19 protein-coding genes are annotated in these 19,491 nt (G+C 62.2%); 14 read left to right on the plus strand and 5 right to left on the minus strand.

Annotated elements, in window-relative coordinates; translation table 11 throughout:
• Positions 1-4: 4 nt before the first annotated feature.
• Both KBY83_RS01095 and KBY83_RS01100 read right to left on the minus strand, forming a co-directional pair.
• The gene (locus KBY83_RS01095; protein ID WP_255017876.1) at positions 5-901 is read right to left on the minus strand and encodes an ROK family protein; all 897 of its coding nucleotides are present in this window, start codon (positions 899-901) and stop codon (positions 5-7) included.
• Positions 902-929: 28 nt separating this feature from the next.
• On the minus strand, positions 930-5,210 hold the full coding sequence (locus KBY83_RS01100) for a translocation/assembly module TamB domain-containing protein (protein WP_255017877.1): 4,281 nt from the start codon (positions 5,208-5,210) through the stop codon (positions 930-932).
• 64 nt (positions 5,211-5,274) lie between these two features.
• Here KBY83_RS01100 and KBY83_RS01105 point away from each other — a divergent pair, with 64 nt between their 5' ends.
• The 10 genes from KBY83_RS01105 to KBY83_RS01150 all read left to right on the plus strand — a co-directional run bounded on the left by KBY83_RS01105 (position 5,275) and on the right by KBY83_RS01150 (position 14,210).
• On the plus strand, positions 5,275-5,742 hold the full coding sequence (locus tag KBY83_RS01105) for a Ycf51 family protein (RefSeq protein WP_254997196.1): 468 nt from the start codon (positions 5,275-5,277) through the stop codon (positions 5,740-5,742).
• 2 nt (positions 5,743-5,744) lie between these two features.
• Positions 5,745-6,128 carry a DUF4332 domain-containing protein gene (locus tag KBY83_RS01110; RefSeq protein WP_255017878.1) on the plus strand — a complete coding sequence of 128 codons (384 nt, stop codon included), beginning with the start codon at positions 5,745-5,747 and terminating at the stop codon, positions 6,126-6,128.
• Positions 6,129-6,252: 124 nt separating this feature from the next.
• Entirely contained in the window at positions 6,253-6,510 is a 258-nt protein-coding gene (locus KBY83_RS01115) for a hypothetical protein (RefSeq protein ID WP_255017879.1), read from the plus strand.
• 51 nt (positions 6,511-6,561) lie between these two features.
• A complete protein-coding gene (locus KBY83_RS01120) occupies positions 6,562-8,136 on the plus strand; it encodes a CocE/NonD family hydrolase (protein ID WP_255017880.1) in 1,575 nt (524 codons plus the stop codon).
• Between the two features lie 5 nt (positions 8,137-8,141).
• On the plus strand, positions 8,142-8,963 hold the full coding sequence (locus KBY83_RS01125) for a DUF3887 domain-containing protein (protein WP_255017881.1): 822 nt from the start codon (positions 8,142-8,144) through the stop codon (positions 8,961-8,963).
• 42 nt (positions 8,964-9,005) lie between these two features.
• Complete coding sequence (glgB, locus tag KBY83_RS01130; RefSeq protein ID WP_255017882.1) at positions 9,006-11,330, plus strand: 1,4-alpha-glucan branching protein GlgB; 2,325 nt, start codon at positions 9,006-9,008, stop codon at positions 11,328-11,330.
• Between the two features lie 26 nt (positions 11,331-11,356).
• Positions 11,357-12,415 (plus strand): uroporphyrinogen decarboxylase, encoded by a 1,059-nt coding sequence (hemE, locus tag KBY83_RS01135; RefSeq protein ID WP_255017883.1) that lies wholly within the window; start codon positions 11,357-11,359, stop codon positions 12,413-12,415.
• Positions 12,412-13,422 (plus strand): NAD(P)-dependent oxidoreductase, encoded by a 1,011-nt coding sequence (locus KBY83_RS01140; protein WP_255017884.1) that lies wholly within the window; start codon positions 12,412-12,414, stop codon positions 13,420-13,422. Before hemE ends, KBY83_RS01140 begins: the two co-directional genes overlap by 4 nt.
• Positions 13,419-13,754, plus strand: coding sequence for a plastocyanin/azurin family copper-binding protein (locus KBY83_RS01145; protein WP_255017885.1), 336 nt, complete (start codon positions 13,419-13,421; stop codon positions 13,752-13,754). Before KBY83_RS01140 ends, KBY83_RS01145 begins: the two co-directional genes overlap by 4 nt.
• A gap of 114 nt (positions 13,755-13,868) precedes the next feature.
• The gene (locus tag KBY83_RS01150; protein WP_106501929.1) at positions 13,869-14,210 is read left to right on the plus strand and encodes a c-type cytochrome; all 342 of its coding nucleotides are present in this window, start codon (positions 13,869-13,871) and stop codon (positions 14,208-14,210) included.
• A 150-nt stretch (positions 14,211-14,360) separates the two neighbouring features.
• On the opposite strand, the gene KBY83_RS01155 is transcribed toward KBY83_RS01150, so the two are convergent.
• On the minus strand, positions 14,361-14,567 hold the full coding sequence (locus KBY83_RS01155; protein WP_255017886.1) for a hypothetical protein: 207 nt from the start codon (positions 14,565-14,567) through the stop codon (positions 14,361-14,363).
• Between the two features lie 57 nt (positions 14,568-14,624).
• On the opposite strand from KBY83_RS01155, the gene KBY83_RS01160 reads away from it, so the two are divergent.
• Both KBY83_RS01160 and clpB read left to right on the plus strand, forming a co-directional pair.
• Entirely contained in the window at positions 14,625-14,948 is a 324-nt protein-coding gene (locus KBY83_RS01160) for a hypothetical protein (protein ID WP_106501931.1), read from the plus strand.
• Positions 14,949-15,056: 108 nt separating this feature from the next.
• Entirely contained in the window at positions 15,057-17,687 is a 2,631-nt protein-coding gene (gene clpB / locus KBY83_RS01165) for an ATP-dependent chaperone ClpB (protein WP_255017887.1), read from the plus strand.
• Position 17,688: 1 nt separating this feature from the next.
• Here clpB and KBY83_RS01170 read toward each other — a convergent pair whose 3' ends face one another.
• Positions 17,689-18,063, minus strand: coding sequence for a diadenosine tetraphosphate hydrolase (locus KBY83_RS01170; protein ID WP_315858911.1), 375 nt, complete (start codon positions 18,061-18,063; stop codon positions 17,689-17,691).
• Positions 18,064-18,177: 114 nt separating this feature from the next.
• Positions 18,178-18,630, minus strand: a complete 453-nt coding sequence (locus KBY83_RS01175) for a secondary thiamine-phosphate synthase enzyme YjbQ (RefSeq protein ID WP_255017889.1) — start codon at positions 18,628-18,630, stop codon at positions 18,178-18,180.
• Between the two features lie 80 nt (positions 18,631-18,710).
• On the opposite strand from KBY83_RS01175, the gene KBY83_RS01180 reads away from it, so the two are divergent.
• Positions 18,711-18,950 carry a hypothetical protein gene (locus tag KBY83_RS01180; RefSeq protein WP_106501935.1) on the plus strand — a complete coding sequence of 80 codons (240 nt, stop codon included), beginning with the start codon at positions 18,711-18,713 and terminating at the stop codon, positions 18,948-18,950.
• Positions 18,947-19,417, plus strand: coding sequence for a thiol-disulfide oxidoreductase DCC family protein (locus KBY83_RS01185; RefSeq protein WP_255017890.1), 471 nt, complete (start codon positions 18,947-18,949; stop codon positions 19,415-19,417). Before KBY83_RS01180 ends, KBY83_RS01185 begins: the two co-directional genes overlap by 4 nt.
• Positions 19,418-19,491: the final 74 nt, after the last annotated feature.

Genomic DNA, 19,491 nt, shown 5'->3' on the forward strand with positions numbered 1-19,491 from the left:
GCCATCATCCCAAGCTGGGCGCCAAACGTTGCAGCGCCAGGCGAGCCGCCCCCAGCCGGCCGGCTCCGTTGCCGAGGCTGCAGCGACGAATCGTCAGACCCTCCCGGCTGGCCGCCTGCACCCGCTGCTCCACCTCTTGCCACACCGCTGGCAGGAAGTGATCGCTGGCGCCGCTGAGGCCACCACCAATCAGCACTAGCTCCGGAGTGAGCACATAGAGCAGCGAGCTCAAACCTTGCCCCAGCAGCTGGCCATAGGCCCGCCACACCGCCAGGGCTTCGCCATCGCCGCCAGTGGCCCGGCGGCAGAGTTCGGCCGGATCCACGCTGGAGAGGCGATCGAAGCCACGGCGACTGCAGAAGGATTCCAGTGAGCCGTTGTTACCGCTGTTGCAGGGCGGACCAGCGGGATCGAGGCCGATCAACCCGGGCTCGGCGGCCGCCCCCCGATGACCTGTAAACAAGTGGCCATCAAGCAACACCGCTCCGCCCACGCCCGTGCCCAAGGTGAGCAGCAAGACATCGCCAACTCCGCGGGCCGCCCCGAGCCAGTGCTCACCGAGCAGGGCGCAGTTGCCATCATTGGCCAGGGTCACCGGGCGCTCCAGCAGGGGCTCGAGCCAATTGGCCAAGGGCACATCCAGCCAACCCGGCAGGTTTATGGCGATGCGCGCCACCCGGCCGGCCTGGTCACTCGGCCCCGGATGGCCCACCCCAACTCGATCGGCCAGCCGCTGAGGATCTAGTTGCTGCACCGCCGCCACGATCGCAGTTGTCACTGCACCAGGCACCGCTGGCTGGGGCGTAGGCACCTGCAGCTCCGCCAGCAGATCGCCGGCTTCGCTGAAGCGCCCCAACTTGATGGCACTACCACCGAGATCCACCCCGATCAACTGGTTCATCGGAATCGCTGCATCGAAATAAACAAGCTCAGAAGCGGAAAAACAGCTGCAACTGGGTCTGCCAGGCACCCTGGGCGTCGACGGCCCCTTGCAGGTTGAGCAATTCTGAGGCTTTGAAATTCAGATTTAATTGGGGGGGTACGTCGGAGCGGTTGGGGGCAGCCAACACGGATGCATTGAAGCGTTCCGAGAGATCAAGACCTATCTCAGCTCCCAGCACCAGCTGGGGCGGCACCCGGCCTGATCGACGTGCGGCGCCACTGGAAACAGCTTGATTCACGTAGGTGGGATAAAGGGCAAAGCTGAGGCGCTGGCCGAAGGCATCGCCGAGGGTGCCGAGCAGGGGCGAAAGCAGGGTTTGGCCTAGGGCGGTGGCAAGAGCAGTGCCGCCTGCCGATCCCGCCAGGCCGGCCAGAGTATTGCCGCCGATCAGGGCCAGTAGCCGATCTTCCGAGAGCGGTGGCGAACTGCGCAGCACCAGGTTGTCGGCAAGCCGGTCCGCCGGGCCGCTCACACTCAGGAAAACCCTCACCAAGTTGAGCTGGTCGAGGGAGTTGGTGGCGCCAGCCGCCTGAAAGTCTTGCAACGACAGGCTGCCGGCGGTCCCAATACCACTGGTGCTCGGCAGGTTGTCGGAGACCCTGGTACGCAGGGAGATATCAAGAAAAGGAATCAATCCCATGGAGGGTGTGAACACCGCAACGTTTGGAGATTCGGGGTCGAGTCCAAAGGTGGTGGTGAACAAGTTGAGTCGGCCGTTCAGCAACCTCACCACACCCTGCAAGCGCAGGCTCGGATCCAGCCGTCCATTGAGACGCAGCAGCCCACTGGTACCAAAACTTGCCAGGTTGGGTATACCCACCTTCAGGTCGGGACCCAGCTTCAGCTTCAGGTCATCGAAACCCACAAAGCTGGCGTTAGGTACGGCGGCACGCAGGGCCTCACTAGCGTTGCTCTCCACATCGGGACCGAGCAGTACCAAGGGCTGGTCGTAATTCCAGCGGGATTCGAGCAATTCAACAGCGCTAGCTACCGGTGCCGCAAGATTGGCTTCACTGGCCAGTCGGGCCGGCTGAACGTTGACGCTGCCCCTTGATATTGCCAGCTCCCCGCCAATATCAAGGGCAGCAACGCTGCCTCCGATTTGAAGGGACCCATCAGCCACGGCCTTGATCCGAGACATGGCAAAGGGCACCTTTTCAAGCTCTACCTTCAGGTTGGCGTCTTTGCCATCAGCTGTGGCCTCAGGGCGAAACAGCCCCAGGCTTCCTCTACCACGCACCACTCCCTTATCTCCCACCTTGGCGTTGAACTCCTGAAGCAGGAGCTGCTCAAAGTCGAACAGCACGGTGGCATCGACGTCACGAACCTTTTGGCCGATGAACTGCAACTGAGCACCCCTGAAACGCAAAAATCCGTTAGCGATCGGCTCTCTGACGCTGCCGCGCACCAGCAGTTGCAGGTCGCCGCTGCCCTGATTCCACTGCAGGGCAGGCTGGGCAAGCCCCGCCAGGAAACGCAAGCCGTCGTCACGACTAGCCAGGCGCAGTTCAAGACCCTGCTTCCCCGGATCCAAGGGCACAACACCCGCCAATTCGACGCTGCTTGAAGCCCCGGCCGCCCGCAAAGAAAGATCGAGGAGCAGCCTGGCCTGCTCCAGCTGAATGGTGCTCCGCTCCAGCACCAAAGCCGTTTCCCTTAGGTAGCCATCAACCAGGCTGATGTTGAGGGCAAGCTCAGGTTGGGGATTTCCGAGGCGGTAGCGCCCCTGCAGAGATAGGCGGCCCCGCAATCCCGCGGGCACAGGGGTAAGCAGCGCCAACAGCTCAAGGGGCAGGTCGGCCAGGCTGAAATTGCCAGCCCCCCGCCGCAGGGGCCCGGTGAACTTCACCAGCACCGGCACGGAGGTAAGGGGCTGGTCCTGGTTTGCCTCAGGCAACCACAGGTGGGCGCGGGCCTGGAGGTCGGCGCGGGCTTCTAGCAGGCTGGCTCCGTCAAGGCGCAGGTCGGCGTCGATCTGACCTGCCAGCCGCTGCAGTCGCTCCTGAGGACTGCTTTGCCGGTCACGCTCCAGCCGGGCAGCGCTCAGCCGAGCTCGAGCAAGCTCCAGGGCCCGCAGCTGGTCCTGAACGCTGCCGCTAAAGGTATCGATCAGCAGGGTGCCGATGTCGCTGGCCCGGCCCAGGATCGGCGCGCTCACTCCGCGCCACTGGGGCCAGGCCCTGACCAACTGCTGCAAAAACAGCGGCGGTAATCGCTCACCCTGAAGGCGGGCTCGGAAGGCGCCATGCCACACGCCACTCCAATCGATGGCAAGGTTGCCCCCAGCAAGGGGAGAGATAGCTCCTTGGACTGAGTAGCGACGCTTGGCATAGCGGATATTCGCCTGGGCCGATTTCCCCCAGACGCCCAAAAACACCGGTCGATCAAGCTGGGCGCTACCGCTGAAGGCCAGGGGTTGGAGTTCAAGCAGGCCCTGACCGCTCAGCCGGGCTTGCAGGGGTTGCCGCCTCGAATTTGGCCCCAGGGCTAGCTGCAATCCGTCGAGGGGCAACTGGGATGCCTGCCAGCGGTAGGCCCGAGGGCTGCCGTTGAGTTCCAGAGTGCCGCCGGCCCGGTCAAGGCGAACTGCACGGGGGACCCAATGGGAATCGAGGCGGGCCGTAAGCACCCCCACCGGCGCAGGGGCGAGGGCTTGCATGCGTAGGCGCCCACCACCAGCCGGATCACCAAACCACTGGCCCTGCCAGTTTTCCCTCAAGCTAAGGGGGCCGGCACCGGGCTGGTCGATCCGGAGATCCAGGTCTGGCTTCAAGGCTTTGAGAGGGCCCCGAACCCGGCCAGTGGCCTGCAAGATTCCCTGCAATTGGGTGCCCACAAGCAGATCGAGCCGCTCGAGGGGGTAGCGCTGCAGCTCCAAGTTGAGATCGAGCTGGCCTGGCACCAGCCCCTCACCGGCCCGCAGGCCCAGGGGCAACACGCCACGGGCGGAGAGGTGGGCACTACTGAAACGCTGCAGCACTAGGCGCTTGTCGCGCCAATCCAAAACCGCATCCCAGCGACCCAGCAACGGGTTACTGGGCTGACCAAAGCGGGCCTGGAGCTGGGGCAGGCGCCACGACCCACTGGCGGTCACTGAACCGCCCACTTGCTGGTTCAACACCCAGGCGGGGGTGCCGGCTTGCAGGGGGAGGTCACCGGGCCGGAGCTGCCATTGACCCGTCAGATCGAAACGCCTGGCCAAGCTCCCCTTGAGCCTTAGCCAGGAGCGGCCGCGGGCCAGCTCAAACTGGCGCAACTGAAGCTGGTTTCGCTGCCACAGCCCCTCAAGCCGCAGGGTGCCCTGCAGGCCCTTGCTGCCCGGTGCGCCCCAGCGCCAAGCAGAGCGGTCCAACTCGAGCGCCTGGCCGCTGCAGCGCAGTTGGCTGGATGGCAACTCCAGTCGGGATAGGCCGGTCGCAGGCCGCCAGCGCAATTGGCGCAGCTGGGCTCCACCTCGACAGAAGGGCTGTCGATCCCTCCAGGCCAAGGCGAACGTGCCATCTGCGCGACCTGCAAGTTGACCAGGCAGGCCTAAGAGGCGCTGCAGAGGGGCTAGCTGCAAGGCCTTTGCCCGCAGGGTTCCATCCCAGCGCTGACTCTGCCAATTGCCCTTGAGCTCCATGGCCAGAGAGTCACCAGCTCCATCGGCTCGCAGCCATGCCGCCAGTTCAACCTCCCGGCGATGGGGCCGCACTGCACAACGGCCCGTGAGGCGGAGGCTCGTACCGGAAGGCTGCAGGTTAAGCAAGGCGGGATCCACCAGGCGCAACCTGAGATCCAGGCGCGGCGGCTCGCTGCCTTTAGCAAGGCGCCCTGGCACCCAATACTGACCTTGGGAGTTGCGCCGCAACTCAGCGCGCACACCAGCCAGGCCTACATGCACCACTGGCAACCGCTGGCGCAGGCTGGCTAGCGGATCCACGCTCATCAAAACCGAACGCACCAAGACTGAGGAGCCATCCAGCCGCCCAGGGGCGATGCGACTGGGCCCAATGCGCAGACCACCCCAGCCCAGACCCTGATATTCGCCAAGCTCAACGGGATGGCCAGCAAGCTGGCTGAGCGGCTGCTCAAGCCGAGGTCTCCAGTGCTCGTAGAGCTTTCTCAGGGCCTGATCCCCGCCCCATACCAAAAGAAGCAGGGCACCGCAGCCGCCTGTAACCGCCGCCAGCAAGCGGAAGCTGCCCTGGCCCTGGGGCGAGGGTGGGGGTGCAAGTGACGGCGAAGCGGTGACTGGCCCAGGGTTCTGTTCTGGCAACTCCGCCATTCCCGTGGGCTGCCACCCCTGCGACGGGCGCAATATAAAGGCACTAACCCAAACAACCAGCCCTATGGCCGCTGATCCAATCCTGCTGACAGCGGGCAAATGGCTGGGGGCCGCCAGTGGGGTCCTGGCTTTGACCACGATTGTTGGTTATCTGAGCCGCTGGGGGATTCGCTTTCGGCTGGTTGGTGTCACCAGCTTCACGGCCCTGCTCGCCGTTTCCTGCCTGGCCTTTGCGGTGAGCTACACCCCTCGGGTGCAGCTAGCTGGGGCCGTGAGTGTGCCGGTGGTGTTTGACAACGGCATCGACCTGGTGGTGGCAGCAGCGCCAGACGGCCTAGCGGATGGGGCCGCCGCACCAACAGTTCAGCAAGTAGCCCAAAACCTCAGGGGTGGCGGCCGCAGCAGCGCCGACAACCTGGTGCATGTGCGACTGCGCCGCGTCGAGACGATCGCCCCGGGGCTGAGCAAGCCAGTGGTGCTGGCAGAAGCCACCCGCAGCCTGACAAGTGGTGATGTTGAGCTACAGCCCTAGCCATGTGGCAACTGCCGATTCACTTTCAGCGTGAACAACGCCAATTGGAGCTGGCCGGCATCGATGACTGGCCCCAACTCGCCGGTCTCCAAGACCAGGACCTGCGCCGGCTCGGCCGCAGCGGCGGCGCCAGCGAGGCCCGGCTGATCAAGCTTCGGGGCCAGGCCCGGCTAGTGGTGGAGGTGGGACTCGAGCCGGCAGAAGCCGCCCTGCTGCTCTACGCCGGCATCGCTAGCAGGGCTGGATTGGCGGCCAGTGATCCGCACCAACTCTTGGTACAGATGGGCCGGCTGCAACGAAGCCTCACCGGCATGGCCTCCCCCCTGCTCGATCTGACCACCTTGAGCGAATGGATCCGGCGCGCTCAGCGCCGCTCCACGAACTGATCCAGAGCAGCCACCAGCCGCCGCCACTGGTGGCTCAAATGGAGAAGCTTTGGGGCTGCATACGTTGTCAAATCTCCACTCCCCCCCCATTAATTCGACCTGCGGCCGTTACATCTTCGGCCTGGTGCCGCTTCTGCTGATCAGCCTGGCAGCCCTGTGGTCACCTGCCCTGGCCCAATCCCAATTGCTTGAGTCCGTGAAGCAAAACCCTGCGAGGGCAAAGGCGCTTTGCAGCCAGTTTCAGGGCTTCAACGCCCAGGGGCTCTCCGCCACATCCAGCTCGGCCGTGAGCCAGATCGCCCGCCAAGAAAACCTCAGCCTCATGGATTCTGAGGTTCTTATCACCTATGTGATTGGGCTTTATTGCCCCGACGTGCGCTGAGTGAGCAGCCCGGCTCCAAACCTTTTGCAGGTTCAATGGCGAGACGAGGCCATGGACTGCCGGGATGGCACCCAGCTGATCAGCCGAGTCTGGCAACCAGCAGACCAGGGACCATGGCCGGTGCTGCTGATGCGCCAGCCCTACGGCCGAGCGATTGCCTCAACTATTACCTACGCCCATCCCAGCTGGTACGCAGCCCATGGCTTTCTGGTAGTTGTTCAAGATGTGCGCGGTCAAGGTGCTTCCCAGGGGACGTTCCAAGGTTTCGAGCAGGAGTTATCCGATGGGGCAGACACCATCCGCTGGGTTCGCAAACTTGATGGCAGTAACGGAAGAGTCGGTTGCTATGGATTTTCATACCAAGGCCTGACCCAACTGCTAAGCGACGATCCGGCGGCCCTGCCCGACTGCCTGGCACCGGCCATGGCTGGTTTGGACGAGCGCGGCGACTGGGCTTGCGAGGGAGGAGCCCACTGGTGGGCCCTAGGCCTCGCCTGGGGACTGCAATTGGCAGCCCTGCGCTGCAAAAAACTTGGGGACGATGCCGGCTGGCAAGCGATTCGCCGCAGCCTCGGCTCGGGCAACTTTCTGGCTGAAGGCTTGGACCTGCTCAAGCGCCATGACCCCCAAGGCATGGCCTGCCGCTGGCTGCAGCTGCCGGCAAGCGAGGCCCCCAGGTGGGTTTGCCACCAACCAGTCGCAGCTCTATGGCAGCGCCCGATGCTGCTGATCGGTGGCTGGTATGACCCCCATCTGCGCGGCATCTTGAACCTCTTCGAACAAGCTCGCGCCGCAGGTGGCTCGCCGCTGCTGCGCATTGGCGCCTACACCCACCTCGACTGGAACGGCGGCCTTGATCGGTTGCAACTGGCCTTCTTTCAGCACCATCTTCAGGATCAAGCCGCTACAGAAGAACTCAGCGCTGCAGTTCTTGTAGAGAAAGACCCCCTTACAAGCGGCAAAAACTCAAGCCGCCGTTGGCAGGCCCCCAATTCAGACAGCAGCCCCCTGAGCTGGGGGCTACGCAGTTGTGGCCTGGCCACAATCGACGCGGAGGAGGGCGAATTGCTGCTCGATCGATTTGGCAGCGGCGAGGTCGCCCTGGTGCACGATCCCTGGCGACCAGTTCCAGGCCGGGGCGGCCACCTTGGCCTCGATCCAGGCCCGTGTGAACGCGGCGACCTGGACCGCCGTAGTGATGTGATCTGCTTCAGCAGTTCACCACTCAGCACGCCCCTGGAGCTGGAAGGTCGGCCCCTATTGACCATTTCTGTGCGGGCCGACCAACCCAGCTTTGACCTTTGTGCAGCTCTCTCGGTGGTTGATCCCGAGGGAAGGGTGCTCCAACTGAGCACGGGCGTGGCCAGGACCCAGCAGCTAGCAGGCGAAAAATCGTTGCAGCAAGTTCAATTGCAGCCCCTGCTAGTTGAGCTCTGCCCCGGGGAACGGTTGCGACTCTCCCTAGCGGGAGCGGCCTGGCCGCAGATTGCCGTAAACCCCGGCGACGGCCTCGAGACCTTCGGGCCTACCGGCCCGCACCATCGAGTGATCACGCTGGAGCTTGAACTGGCTGGTTCCCAATTGCAGCTGCTGCCACTCTTGGGCGGCAAATTTGGGGCACACTGAGCCAAATGTTTGTTTTTGCGATGTCGCTGCGCCACCTGCGCCCTGTTCAACAGCCCCAGGCCCTCAGCCGCATGGCTCTCGGCATGCTTGCGCTGGCCACCGGCCTGGGCATCACCATGGCGGCACTGCCAGGAACATCAGGCAGTGCGGCTTTGGCCCAGAGTCAGAGCGGTGGTGTGGATCGCCCAGCCCTCAGCGTCGAAGCAGCCCGAGCCGCGGCTGATCGGATCTTGGCAGCAGTAAAAAGCCGCGATGCCAACCTGCGCTACAGCCAATTCTCAGAGGAACTCAAGGCGGTTAGCAGCCCTTCGATGGTGGCGGAGACAATGCGCACCCAGCCGAAACTGTTGAGCTGGACCCTGCTCAGCGTGCAAGGAGGTTTGCGCAACACCACTGTTGAGGCCAGCATCACCACAAGCATGGGCAAGCGAGAGCTGTTCATCGTGCTCAACCCCGAGGGCAAACTCGCTGGTTACCACCTGGATGTAACCGATGAGGCGCCCGGCGCGGTTGCCAAGAGATTTGTCACCGCCCTAAGCAGTGGCCAGTTCATCTCAGCGCGCAGCTTTTTGAGCCTGTCACTGCAGAAGGAAATCTCCGCGAGCACCCTGCAGCTGCGCTGGCAGCAGCTGCAACGTCAAACCGGCGAATTTGTACGGATCCGCAAGGTTGTGGTGGCCGAGGGCGGCGGCGACCAGCGCCTTGTACTGGTAAGTAGCGATTTCAATCGACTTAGCGATTCCCTCTTTGTGATCCTTAATGCCAACAACGAAATAATCGGCATCGACTTTCCCAGTGATCCAATCACCCCCAAGCCGGTGCGCTGAGCCCTAAGCCGCCTAAGCTCGCCTTCCGATCGCTGCTGGTACATGTCCTTGCTCACCCTTAACTGGATGGCGGAGGATTGCCAGCGGCTGGCTGAGTGCCGGCACGACCACCCGTTTGCGGTGCTGGGTCCCCAGCCCCTCGAATCGGGCGGTTGGGTGCTGCGCGTCTGGATGCCTGAGGCAGAGCGTGTTGAGCTGCTGATCGATGGCCAATCGCTGCCGATGGCCACTCCGAATCACCCTTGGATTTTCGAAGCAGCTTGGGGCAGTGATCCCGGTACCGCTTACCAGGTGCGGGTAAACCGCGGCGGCATCGAACACGTGCAGCCCGATCCCTGGTCGTTTCGCCATGAATGGATGGGCGAATTGGATCGCCTGTTGTTTGCAGAGGGCAACCACCACCACATTTGGCGCCGCATGGGTGCCCACGTGGTGGAGCACAACGGCGTCAAGGGCGTTCAGTTCTGCCTCTGGGCCCCCAATGCCCGCAGCGTGGCGGTGCTGGGCAATTTCAACGGCTGGGATGGCCGCCACCATCCGATGCAGGCAAGGGTGGGTGGATCCTGGGAGCTATTCATTCCCGGGCTTAAGCCAGGTGAGATTTACAAATACGAGGTAAGAGCTCAAAACGGTCACTGCTATCAAAAAGCAGACCCCTATGGCTTCCGCCATGAGATTCGTCCCAACAATGGCTCGATCGTTGAGTCGCTTGCGGGGCACCAATGGCAAGACTCGGGCTGGATGCAGGAGCGGGATAGCCGCAACCCCCTCGACCAGCCGGTGTCTGTTTATGAAATGCATCTGGGCAGCTGGATGCACGGCGCTGCCGACCAGCCCTACATCGAAGCTGACGGCACACCGCGCCCGCCGGTGCCTGCAGCCGATCTCAAACCAGGCGCTCGCCTGCTCACCTATCCGGAGCTAGCTGATCGGGTCATCCCCTATGTGAAAGCCCGCGGCTTTACCCACATCGAGCTGATGCCCATCTCGGAGCATCCTTTCGATGGTTCCTGGGGCTACCAAGTCACGGGCTGGTACGCCCCCACCAGCCGCTTTGGCACACCGGATGAATTCCGCGCCTTCGTGGATCGCTGCCACGCCGAAGGCATTGGCGTGATTCTCGACTGGGTGCCAGGCCACTTCCCCAAAGATGCCCACGGCCTGGCCTTCTTTGATGGCGCCCATCTTTATGAGCATGCCGATCCGCGCATCGGCGAGCACAAGGAGTGGGGCACCCTCATCTTCAACTACAGCCGCAACGAAGTGCGCAACTTCCTTGTGGCAAACCTGGTTTATTGGTTTGAGGAGTTCCACATCGACGGCATCCGCGTAGATGCGGTGGCCTCCATGCTTTATCGCGACTACCTGCGCCCAGATGGTGAATGGTTGCCGAATGACCATGGCGGCCGTGAAAACACCGAGGCCGTCACTTTCCTGCAACAGGCCAACCACGTGCTGTTCGAGCACTTCCCTGGAGCACTCTCGATCGCCGAGGAATCCACCACCTGGCCCATGGTTACCCAGCCCACCAATATTGGCGGCCTCGGTTTCAACCTCAAATGGAACATGGGCTGGATGCACGACATGCTCGATTACTTCGAGCTAGATCCCTGGTTCCGCCAGTTCCATCAGAACAACGTCACCTTCTCAATCTGGTACGCCTTCACAGAGAACTTCATGCTGGCCTTAAGCCACGACGAAGTTGTGCATGGCAAGAGCAACCTCTTGCACAAAATGCCTGGTGACGACTGGCAAAAATTTGCCAACGTGCGGGCACTGCTGGCATATATGTGGACCCATCCCGGCAAGAAAACCATCTTCATGGGGATGGAATTTGGCCAGAGGGCTGAGTGGAACGTATGGGGCGATCTGCAGTGGGAGCTGCTGCAGCACGACTCTCACCAGGGGCTCCAGCGTCTCGTCGACGATCTCAACGTCTTCTACAAATCGGAGCGGGCTCTCTGGGGCGACGATTTCAGTGAATTCGGCTTCCAGTGGATCGATTGCAACGACAATCGCCACTCGATCATCAGCTTCATGCGGCGTGAAAGTGCAACGGGCAAGTGGCTTGTTGTGGTGGCCAACTTCACTCCCCAGAGCCATTCCCACTACCGAGTGGGCGTGCCGCTGGAGGGCTTCTATGAGGAAGCTTTCAACACCGATGCTGAGCGCTATGGCGGCAGCAACCTGGGCAACCTGGGCGGCAAATTCACCGACCAGTGGGGCATCCATGGTTATGACCAATCCCTGGATCTCTGCCTACCACCCCTTGCAGTGCTCGTCTTCCGTCGGGACGAAATCCGCAGCCAGCAGTTGGATGAAGACACCTGTAACGAAGCCACCGGTTCCGGGGCCCTGCTCGGGTAAGTTCTCGCTTCGCTCTGCTTGCAATCATGACCGAAGCCGCCCCCCTGCTGCTGCGCGCCGCCCGAGGTGAGCAGGTGGAGCGGCCCCCGGTTTGGATGATGCGCCAGGCCGGGCGCTACATGAAGGTGTATCGCGACCTGCGCGACCGCCATCCCGGTTTCCGCGAGCGCTCGGAAAACCCAGATCTCTCCTACGAGATCTCCATGCAGCCCTTCCAGGCCTTCAAGCCCGACGGCGTGATCCTCTTCTCAGACATCCTCACGCCCCTACCGGGCATGGGGATCAACTTCGACATCATTGAGAGCCAGGGGCCCCTGATCCAGGACCCAATCCGCAACCTTGCCCAAGTAGAGGCACTGCGGGCCTTGGAGCCGGCCGAGAGCATGCCGTTTGTGGGTGAGGTGCTCACCCGTCTACGTCAATCTGTTGGCAATGAAGCTGCTGTACTCGGCTTTGTGGGTGCCCCCTGGACCCTGGCCGCCTATGTGGTGGAGGGCAAAAGCAGCAAGAACTACGCCGTGATCAAGGCGATGGCTTTCAAAGAGCCGGAGCTGCTGCACAAGCTCCTAGACCACTTCGCCGAGTCAATTGCCACCTACCTGCGCTTTCAAATCGATTCCGGCGCCCAGGTGGTGCAGATGTTCGATTCCTGGGCCGGCCAGCTCAGCCCCATGGATTACGACAGCTTCGCGGCGCCTTACCAGAAGAAGGTGGTGGATCTGGTTAAGCAAACCCACCCCGATACCCCCTTCATCCTCTACATCTCCGGCAGCGCCGGCGTGCTCGAGCGCATGGCAGGCACAGGGGTAGACATCATTTCGCTCGACTGGACCGTGGACATGGCCGAGGGCCTGGCCCGCCTACCCGAGCACATTGGCGTGCAGGGCAACGTGGATCCCGGATTGCTATTCGGCACCCCAGCGGCCATCCAGGCCCGGATCGACGACACCGTGCGCAAAGCCCGCGGCCGCAAGCACATTCTCAACCTGGGCCACGGCATCCTGCCGGGCACTCCAGAAGAAAACGGCCGCGCCTTCTTTGAAGCCGGCAAGAGTGTGATGGAGCGCATCGGAGCGGCGGCTTGAGCAGCCCCGCGGCAGGATCCCGGCCCCAGCGGATCCTGATCACAGGGGCTAGTGGCTGCGTTGGCCAGTACATCACCGAGCAGCTTTATCGCCACAGCGATGCGGAGTTGCTGCTCCTGCTCCGTGATCCAGCCAAGCTCACGGTTGTTTCTGCAGATGATCCTCGGGTCACCCTGCTGGTCGGTGACCTGCGGGAGCTAACGCCCCATGCCGGTGCAATCGCCACCGCCACTCGCATCATCCACACGGCCACCGCCTGGGGCGATCCCCTAAGAGCCCAGCAGGTAAACGTGGACGCGGTCAAGCAGCTGCTGGCTTTCACCAGCCCTGTATGGCTAGAGCAGGTGATCTACTTCTCCACTGCCTCAATTCTGGATCGCCAGTTGCAGCTGCTGCCCGAGGCAGCGGAATTTGGCACCGAATACATCCAAACCAAGGCCCTCTGCCTGCAGCAACTGGAGGACCACCCCCTGGCCGCCAAAATTGTGGCCGTATTTCCCACCCTGGTATTTGGGGGTCAGCTGGGTCCGGGCGACCGCCATCCCACCAGCTATCTCACCGCCGGGCTGAGGGAGGCAACCCGCTGGTTGTGGCTTGCTAAGTGGCTACGCGCCGAGGCCAGCTTCCACTTCATCCACGCCGCCGACATAGCCCTGGTGTGCGCCCATCTGGCCACCCAGCCCCATCAGCCCAATCCGGAACCAAACCAGGGAGCTCTGCGGCGCCTGGTGCTCGGCCAGGCGCCGATCAGCGTCAATAACACCGTGACCCAGCTCTGCCGTTGGCGCCGCAGCTGGCAGCCACCCTTTGGGATCGACCTGCAGGGCTGGCTGATCGAAGCCCTGATCAAACTGTTACGCATTGAAGTCAATGCCTGGGATCGCTTCTCAATTCGCCAGCGCCACTTCGTGCACAAGCCGGTGAGCCCACCAGAACGCTTCGGCCTGGTGAGCTACGCACCAACGCTCCAAGCGGTGTTCGAAACCGCTGGCCTGCCGCACAGATGAGTAAGCACAGGCATGGTTGGCTGATCGGGAGGCTGCTGCTGGGCTGCCTCGTGTTCACGATGCTGCTGGGTAACGACGAAGGCTTTCTGGTGTTCCAACCCGAGCAGCTGACGATCAACGCCGGAGACACAGTGAGCTTTGAAGTGCGGGGGCTCGGCCCCCACAACTTGATCGTTGCAGGCCATCCCGAATGGAGCCATGAACCGCTCAGCTTCGCTTTGGGCGAAAGCTGGGAGCAAAAATTTGATACGCCCGGCCGCTACGCGATCTGGTGTGAGCCCCATCGGGCAGCAGGGATGACCGCTGAAATCAACGTCTTGGCACCTGGCTGATCCCACCGCACAGCCAACTTTGTGGCAATTGTTTCGAACCTGGTTGCCAGGGGTCACATCAGCCCGGTTCACGCCTTAATTTTGTCTAGTTGCCCATGCTTTTAAGCGCCCCCCATGCGCCGTCTCTTCTCTCTGATCGCTCTCTGCCTGGCGCTCGTGCTGGGTGCTGCTCCTAGCTTCGCTGCCGATGTGGCCCATGGCGGCCAGATCTTTTCCGCCAACTGCGCCGCTTGCCACATGGGTGGTGGCAACGTTGTTAACGCCGAGCGCACCCTTAAGCAGGATGCCCTAACCGCTTACCTGGCCAACTACAGCGAAGGCCACGAAGCTGCCATTGCTTACCAGGTAACCAACGGCAAGAACGCCATGCCTGCCTTCGGTGGCAAGCTCAGCGAAGGTGACATCGCCGATGTCGCTGCCTACGTCGAAGACATGTCTTCTAAGGGCTGGGCCTGATCTAAGGGCTGGTCTTCCGGGGCCGGTCTTCCTGGGCTGGTCTTCCTGACTCAATTATCCAATTAGTCCTTCAGCAAACCCCGGCCAAGGTCGGGGTTTTTTGTTGGCCACCGAAGCCGAGCGAACATCCGGGAAAATTCTGCCCGGATCTCAGTTCTGGCCTCGGCGGGCAGCCAGCACGGCCAGATAAAGCTCCTCCGGCACCTCGCGGATGTCGTATTCGCTGGGCAGCACACCGTGCACATACCGATGCACGGCCAGCCAGCAGTTGCGCTCCGGATCCCGACCCGTGCCATCAAACTCCCGGGACTCGGACGCCAGCTGCTCAATCAACGGGTCATTCCAGGTGTCGTTCACGGCAGCGATCCCCCATGCGGGGGGCCAGAGTGGGTTCAGTCTGAACTAAGCATCGGCATGGCAGCCCGTACCCCCTCGCCCCAGGCCCGACTGCTGATGAGCATGGATCCCGTGGTGCTGGGACTCGCCATCGCCGGGGCTGGGCTGCTGGGAAGCTTCCACGGCCAGGCCCAGGCTCAGGCCTTGCCTAAGCCTCCCTGTCCACTGGTGGTGCCCGCCAGCCAGAAACTGCTCCAGCCCAGGCGGATCCAAGCCAATCAAGTGCAGGCAAAGAACGCGATGGGCTGCCTATCCCCCGCCGACGCGATGTATGGAGCGGATGGCTGTCCGCTGCGCATGTGCGGCGCCGATGCTGGTGTGATTCAGCTGCCGAAGAACTAGGCCCACCAGCTCGGGGGAGGACCGAATCAATCCGGTCGGTTCTCCTCGCTGCTGAATTGTCACAACGGACATACGGTTAATCCAGCAGCTCAATCGAGGCAAGTGGCCATGCATCCCACCGCCGAACTTTTCACCGAAAAAGCCTGGGCCTCCGTGGTGGCCGCCCAGCAATTGGCGCAGCAGCGGCGTCAGCAGCAGATGGAAAGCGAGCACCTGCTCGCCGCCCTACTAAGCCAGCAGGGATTGGCAGGCCGCATTCTGGAAAAGGCGAGCGTGGATGTGGGCAGCCTCAGCCAGAAGGTTGACGCCTGGATCGCCGGCCAAGCCAGCCTTAGTGCGCCCCCCGACAACGTCTATCTCGGCAAGGGGCTCAATACCGTTCTTGACCAGGCTGAGGAGCTCAAACAGTCCTACGGCGACAGCTACATCGCCATTGAGCACCTACTTCTGGCGCTAGCGATCGACGACCGCTGCGGTAAGCAATTGCTATCTCAAGCGGGCACAAACACCAACAAACTCAAAGAAGCCGTACAGGCCATCCGCGGATCCCAAAACGTGACCGATCAGAACCCCGAAGGCACCTACGAATCTCTGGAGAAATACGGCAGGGATCTCACGGCCGCTGCCCGCGAGGGCAAGCTCGATCCGGTGATTGGCCGTGATGAAGAGATTCGCCGCACGATCCAGATCCTCAGCCGCCGCACCAAGAACAACCCGGTGCTGATAGGAGAGCCCGGTGTGGGCAAAACGGCGATTGTGGAGGGGCTGGCCCAGCGCATCGTCAATGGCGATGTGCCCCAAGCCCTGCAGAACCGCCAGCTCGTGTCCCTGGATATGGGCGCCCTGATCGCCGGTGCCAAGTACCGCGGTGAATTTGAGGAGCGGCTCAAGGCCGTGCTCAAGGAGGTCACCGCCTCCGAAGGCCAGATCGTGCTGTTCATCGACGAGATCCACACGGTGGTGGGGGCCGGCGCCAGCGGCGGTGCCATGGATGCCAGCAACCTGCTCAAGCCGATGCTGGCCCGGGGCGAACTGCGCTGCATTGGCGCCACCACCCTCGATGAGCACCGCCAGCACATCGAGAAGGATCCGGCCCTGGAGCGCCGCTTCCAGCAGGTGTTCGTGGATCAACCAACGGTGGAGGACACCATCTCGATTCTGCGGGGCCTGAAAGAGCGCTACGAGGTGCACCACGGCGTGCGCATCGCCGATAACGCCCTGGTAGCAGCGGCCGTGCTCTCCAGCCGCTACATCGCCGATCGCTTCCTGCCAGACAAGGCCATCGATCTGATGGATGAATCGGCCGCCCGCCTAAAGATGGAGATCACCTCCAAGCCGGAGCAGATCGACGAGCTCGATCGCCGCATCCTGCAGCTAGAGATGGAAAAACTGTCTCTGGGGCGCGAATCCGACCCCGCCAGCAAGGATCGGCTCGAGCGACTGGAGAAGGAGCTGGCCGATCTCAGCGAACAGCAGAGCACACTCAATGCCCAATGGCAGGCAGAAAAGAGCTCGATTGATGAGCTTGGCGCGATCAAGGAGGAGATCGAGCAGGTGCAGCTGCAGGTAGAGCAGGCCAAGCGCAACTACGACCTCAACAAGGCCGCCGAGCTCGAATACGGCACCCTGGCCGAGCTGCACAAGAAGCTGGCCGCCAAAGAAGAGGCGCTTAATGCCAGCGGCAGCGATAAAACCATGCTGCGTGAAGAGGTCACCGAAGACGACATCGCCGAGGTGATCGCCAAATGGACCGGCATCCCCGTGGCCAAGTTGGTCCAAAGCGAGATGGCGAAGCTGCTGCACCTAGAGGAGGAGCTGCACACCCGGGTGATTGGTCAGGCCCAGGCGGTCACAGCGGTAGCCGATGCAATTCAGCGATCAAGGGCGGGACTCAGCGATCCCAACCGGCCAATCGCCAGCTTCCTGTTCCTTGGCCCCACGGGTGTGGGAAAAACGGAACTCTCCAAGGCCCTGGCAGCCCAGCTGTTCGATTCCGAGGAGTCGATGGTGCGCATCGACATGAGCGAATACATGGAGAAGCACGCCGTGAGCCGGTTAATCGGTGCTCCCCCGGGCTACGTGGGCTACGAAGAGGGCGGCCAACTCACCGAAGCTGTGCGGCGCCGACCCTACGCCGTGATCCTGTTCGACGAGGTGGAGAAGGCCCACCCGGATGTGTTCAACGTGATGCTGCAGATCCTCGATGACGGCCGCGTCACCGATGGCCAGGGCCGCACGGTGGACTTCACCAACACGGTGCTAATCCTCACCAGCAACATCGGCAGCGCCTCAATTCTGGATCTGGCAGGCGATCCAGCCCGCCACGGCGAAATGGAGGCCCGGGTGAATGAGGCCCTCAGAGGTCACTTCCGGCCTGAATTCCTCAATCGGCTGGATGAATCGATCATCTTCCACAGCCTCAAGCAGGAGGAGCTGCGCGAGATCGTGGAGCTGCAAGTGCAGCGGCTGGCCAGGCGCCTAGACGACAAAAAACTGGGGCTGCAGCTCAATGCCGATGCCCTCGACTGGCTTGCCGGTGTGGGCTACGACCCGGTGTATGGAGCCCGGCCGCTCAAGCGGGCTATCCAAAGGGAGCTGGAAACCCCTTTAGCCAAGGGAATCCTGGCCGGGACGTTCACCAGCGGCCACACCATCACGGTGGATGTTGCAACCGAAGGCGAGGCACGCCAGCTGCGCTTCCAGCAAAGCGAGCCAGCCAAGCTACCGGTGCTGGTGTAGCTCACTGCAAAAGCTGGTCCGAAAAGCTGCTGCGGGCCCGGATCACCAGGTCCGCCACATGCTCAGGCGCTGCGGGCTGCAGCTCTCCAGCTGCTACAGCTCGATAGTGATCTGCCACCAACCAGGCGCTAGTGCGGGGATCGCCAGCAAAGCGGGGAATTAGGTGGAGGTGCAAATGGGGCGCACCCTCGCCAAAAGCAATCGCATAAACCCTGTCGCAGCCGGTTTGCTCCTTGAGCAGAGCACTGGTGTAGCGCACGGCCAGCCCCCAGGAGGCTGCCTCCTGGTCGTTGAAATCAGCCGGGCCCGCTACATGGCGGAGACTATCTAGGAGCAGCCAACCAACCAGGGGGGCGGGGTCAGGATGGTGGCGCAACAGCCAATGGGAACCGCGACCGATTTCATAAACTCCTCGCGCTGCGGGGTCGTCATGAATTCTGCAGACAGGACAGGGGGTGCTGCTCATGGATCTAATCAAACGAATGGAGCCCTAAGAACCCAATAGGTGCAGTGTCAGCAACCGCTCGCTGCCCCTCCTGCGGTGCTCCCACAGATAAACAGCCTGCCAGGTGCCAAGTAACAGACGGCCAGCCTCAAAAGAAAGGCTGAGCTGACTGGTGGTGAGAGCCGTACGAATGTGGGCCGGCATGTCGTCGGAGCCTTCATCAGCGTGTACGTAGGGGCGCATTTCCCCACGGCCGCTGACCGGACGGATGCCCTCCTCGGGCACGAGGGCTCGCAGGTAGCTGGAAAGGTCGCGCAGTACGCGCGGGTCGGCGTTTTCGTTGATAGTGAGGCTGCATGAGGTGTGCAGACACACCAAGTTGAGCAGCCCTTGCTCCATGCCACTGGAGGCCAAGGCGGCGTTAAGTCGGCCAGTGAGGTCGGTAAAGCCCTCGCCTGGGGTCACCACCCGCAGGGTCTCGAGGCTTTGGCGAAGCATGCAGATGAATATGTATCAGATCATCCCTAGCATTCTGCCTAAGATAGGTTGAAACCTATCCAGTGCACCGAGAGGCTGCCATGCGCATATTACTTTTCTTGTTGATCGTTTTACCTGGCCTGGCAGCTACCGCCCCAGCCGCCCAAGCCCAGCGCCAGGTCTCGAAAATAGGCGACATCTGCCCAATGGGATACGTAGACATGCTGAACGGCAAGTGCAGCACCCTGGGACTGATGACATACACGGTGCAACCCACCAATGGCAAGGCCTGCGCTGAAGGGTGGATGAACGTAGGCGGAGGCTACTGCCGCAAAAAGTGAATTCTTCTAGCCACAAACACTTCAACGCAGCCGAGTGCCCGGCTCTTACCCTTCTCTATGACGGGGGTTGCCCCCTGTGCCTGCGGGAGGTGGAGCTACTTGGCCGCAAAGACAGGCAGCGCCATGGTGAGTGTCTAAAACTCGCTTTCGTAGACATCGATCAGCCCGAATACAACCCAGATAGCTACGCCGGCATCAGCTATAGGGAAGCTATGGGGCGCATCCACGCCATTGATGCCAGTGGTGCAGTGCTGCGTGACGTTGAGGTGTTTAGACGGGCATACGAGCTAATCGGCATGGGCTGGCTCTATGCCCCAACCCAGTGGCCCCTGCTCCGCCCCTTGACAAACCTTGCCTACGGCATTTGGGCGGATATGCGGCTGCGGATCACTGGAAGACCGAGCCTAGATAGCCCAGGGCTGATTCAAAGTCTGGCACAGGCGAGCTTGCCTGGGCTGCCAGCATGAGTTGAGGTCGGCGGAATTGCCTCCTCCCTGTGCCCGAAAGCCATTCAGCCGCAACAGATCTCGATCTTATCGGC

It is taken from the genome of Cyanobium sp. WKJ7-Wakatipu (assembly GCF_024345355.1).
Lineage (GTDB): Bacteria > Cyanobacteriota > Cyanobacteriia > PCC-6307 > Cyanobiaceae > Cyanobium_A > Cyanobium_A usitatum.

Coding starts and splice junctions, on each gene's coding strand:
- KBY83_RS01160 (WP_106501931.1), top strand. CDS start 14,625: ATGGCAGCCCGTACCCCCTCGCCCCAGGCCCGACTGCTGATGAGCATG.
- KBY83_RS01110 (WP_255017878.1), top strand. CDS start 5,745: ATGTGGCAACTGCCGATTCACTTTCAGCGTGAACAACGCCAATTGGAG.
- KBY83_RS01100 (WP_255017877.1), bottom strand. CDS start 5,210: ATGGCGGAGTTGCCAGAACAGAACCCTGGGCCAGTCACCGCTTCGCCG.
- KBY83_RS01105 (WP_254997196.1), top strand. CDS start 5,275: ATGGCCGCTGATCCAATCCTGCTGACAGCGGGCAAATGGCTGGGGGCC.
- glgB (WP_255017882.1), top strand. CDS start 9,006: ATGTCCTTGCTCACCCTTAACTGGATGGCGGAGGATTGCCAGCGGCTG.
- KBY83_RS01125 (WP_255017881.1), top strand. CDS start 8,142: ATGTTTGTTTTTGCGATGTCGCTGCGCCACCTGCGCCCTGTTCAACAG.
- KBY83_RS01145 (WP_255017885.1), top strand. CDS start 13,419: ATGAGTAAGCACAGGCATGGTTGGCTGATCGGGAGGCTGCTGCTGGGC.
- KBY83_RS01095 (WP_255017876.1), bottom strand. CDS start 901: ATGAACCAGTTGATCGGGGTGGATCTCGGTGGTAGTGCCATCAAGTTG.
- KBY83_RS01180 (WP_106501935.1), top strand. CDS start 18,711: ATGCGCATATTACTTTTCTTGTTGATCGTTTTACCTGGCCTGGCAGCT.
- KBY83_RS01120 (WP_255017880.1), top strand. CDS start 6,562: ATGGACTGCCGGGATGGCACCCAGCTGATCAGCCGAGTCTGGCAACCA.
- KBY83_RS01150 (WP_106501929.1), top strand. CDS start 13,869: ATGCGCCGTCTCTTCTCTCTGATCGCTCTCTGCCTGGCGCTCGTGCTG.
- hemE (WP_255017883.1), top strand. CDS start 11,357: ATGACCGAAGCCGCCCCCCTGCTGCTGCGCGCCGCCCGAGGTGAGCAG.
- clpB (WP_255017887.1), top strand. CDS start 15,057: ATGCATCCCACCGCCGAACTTTTCACCGAAAAAGCCTGGGCCTCCGTG.
- KBY83_RS01175 (WP_255017889.1), bottom strand. CDS start 18,630: ATGCTTCGCCAAAGCCTCGAGACCCTGCGGGTGGTGACCCCAGGCGAG.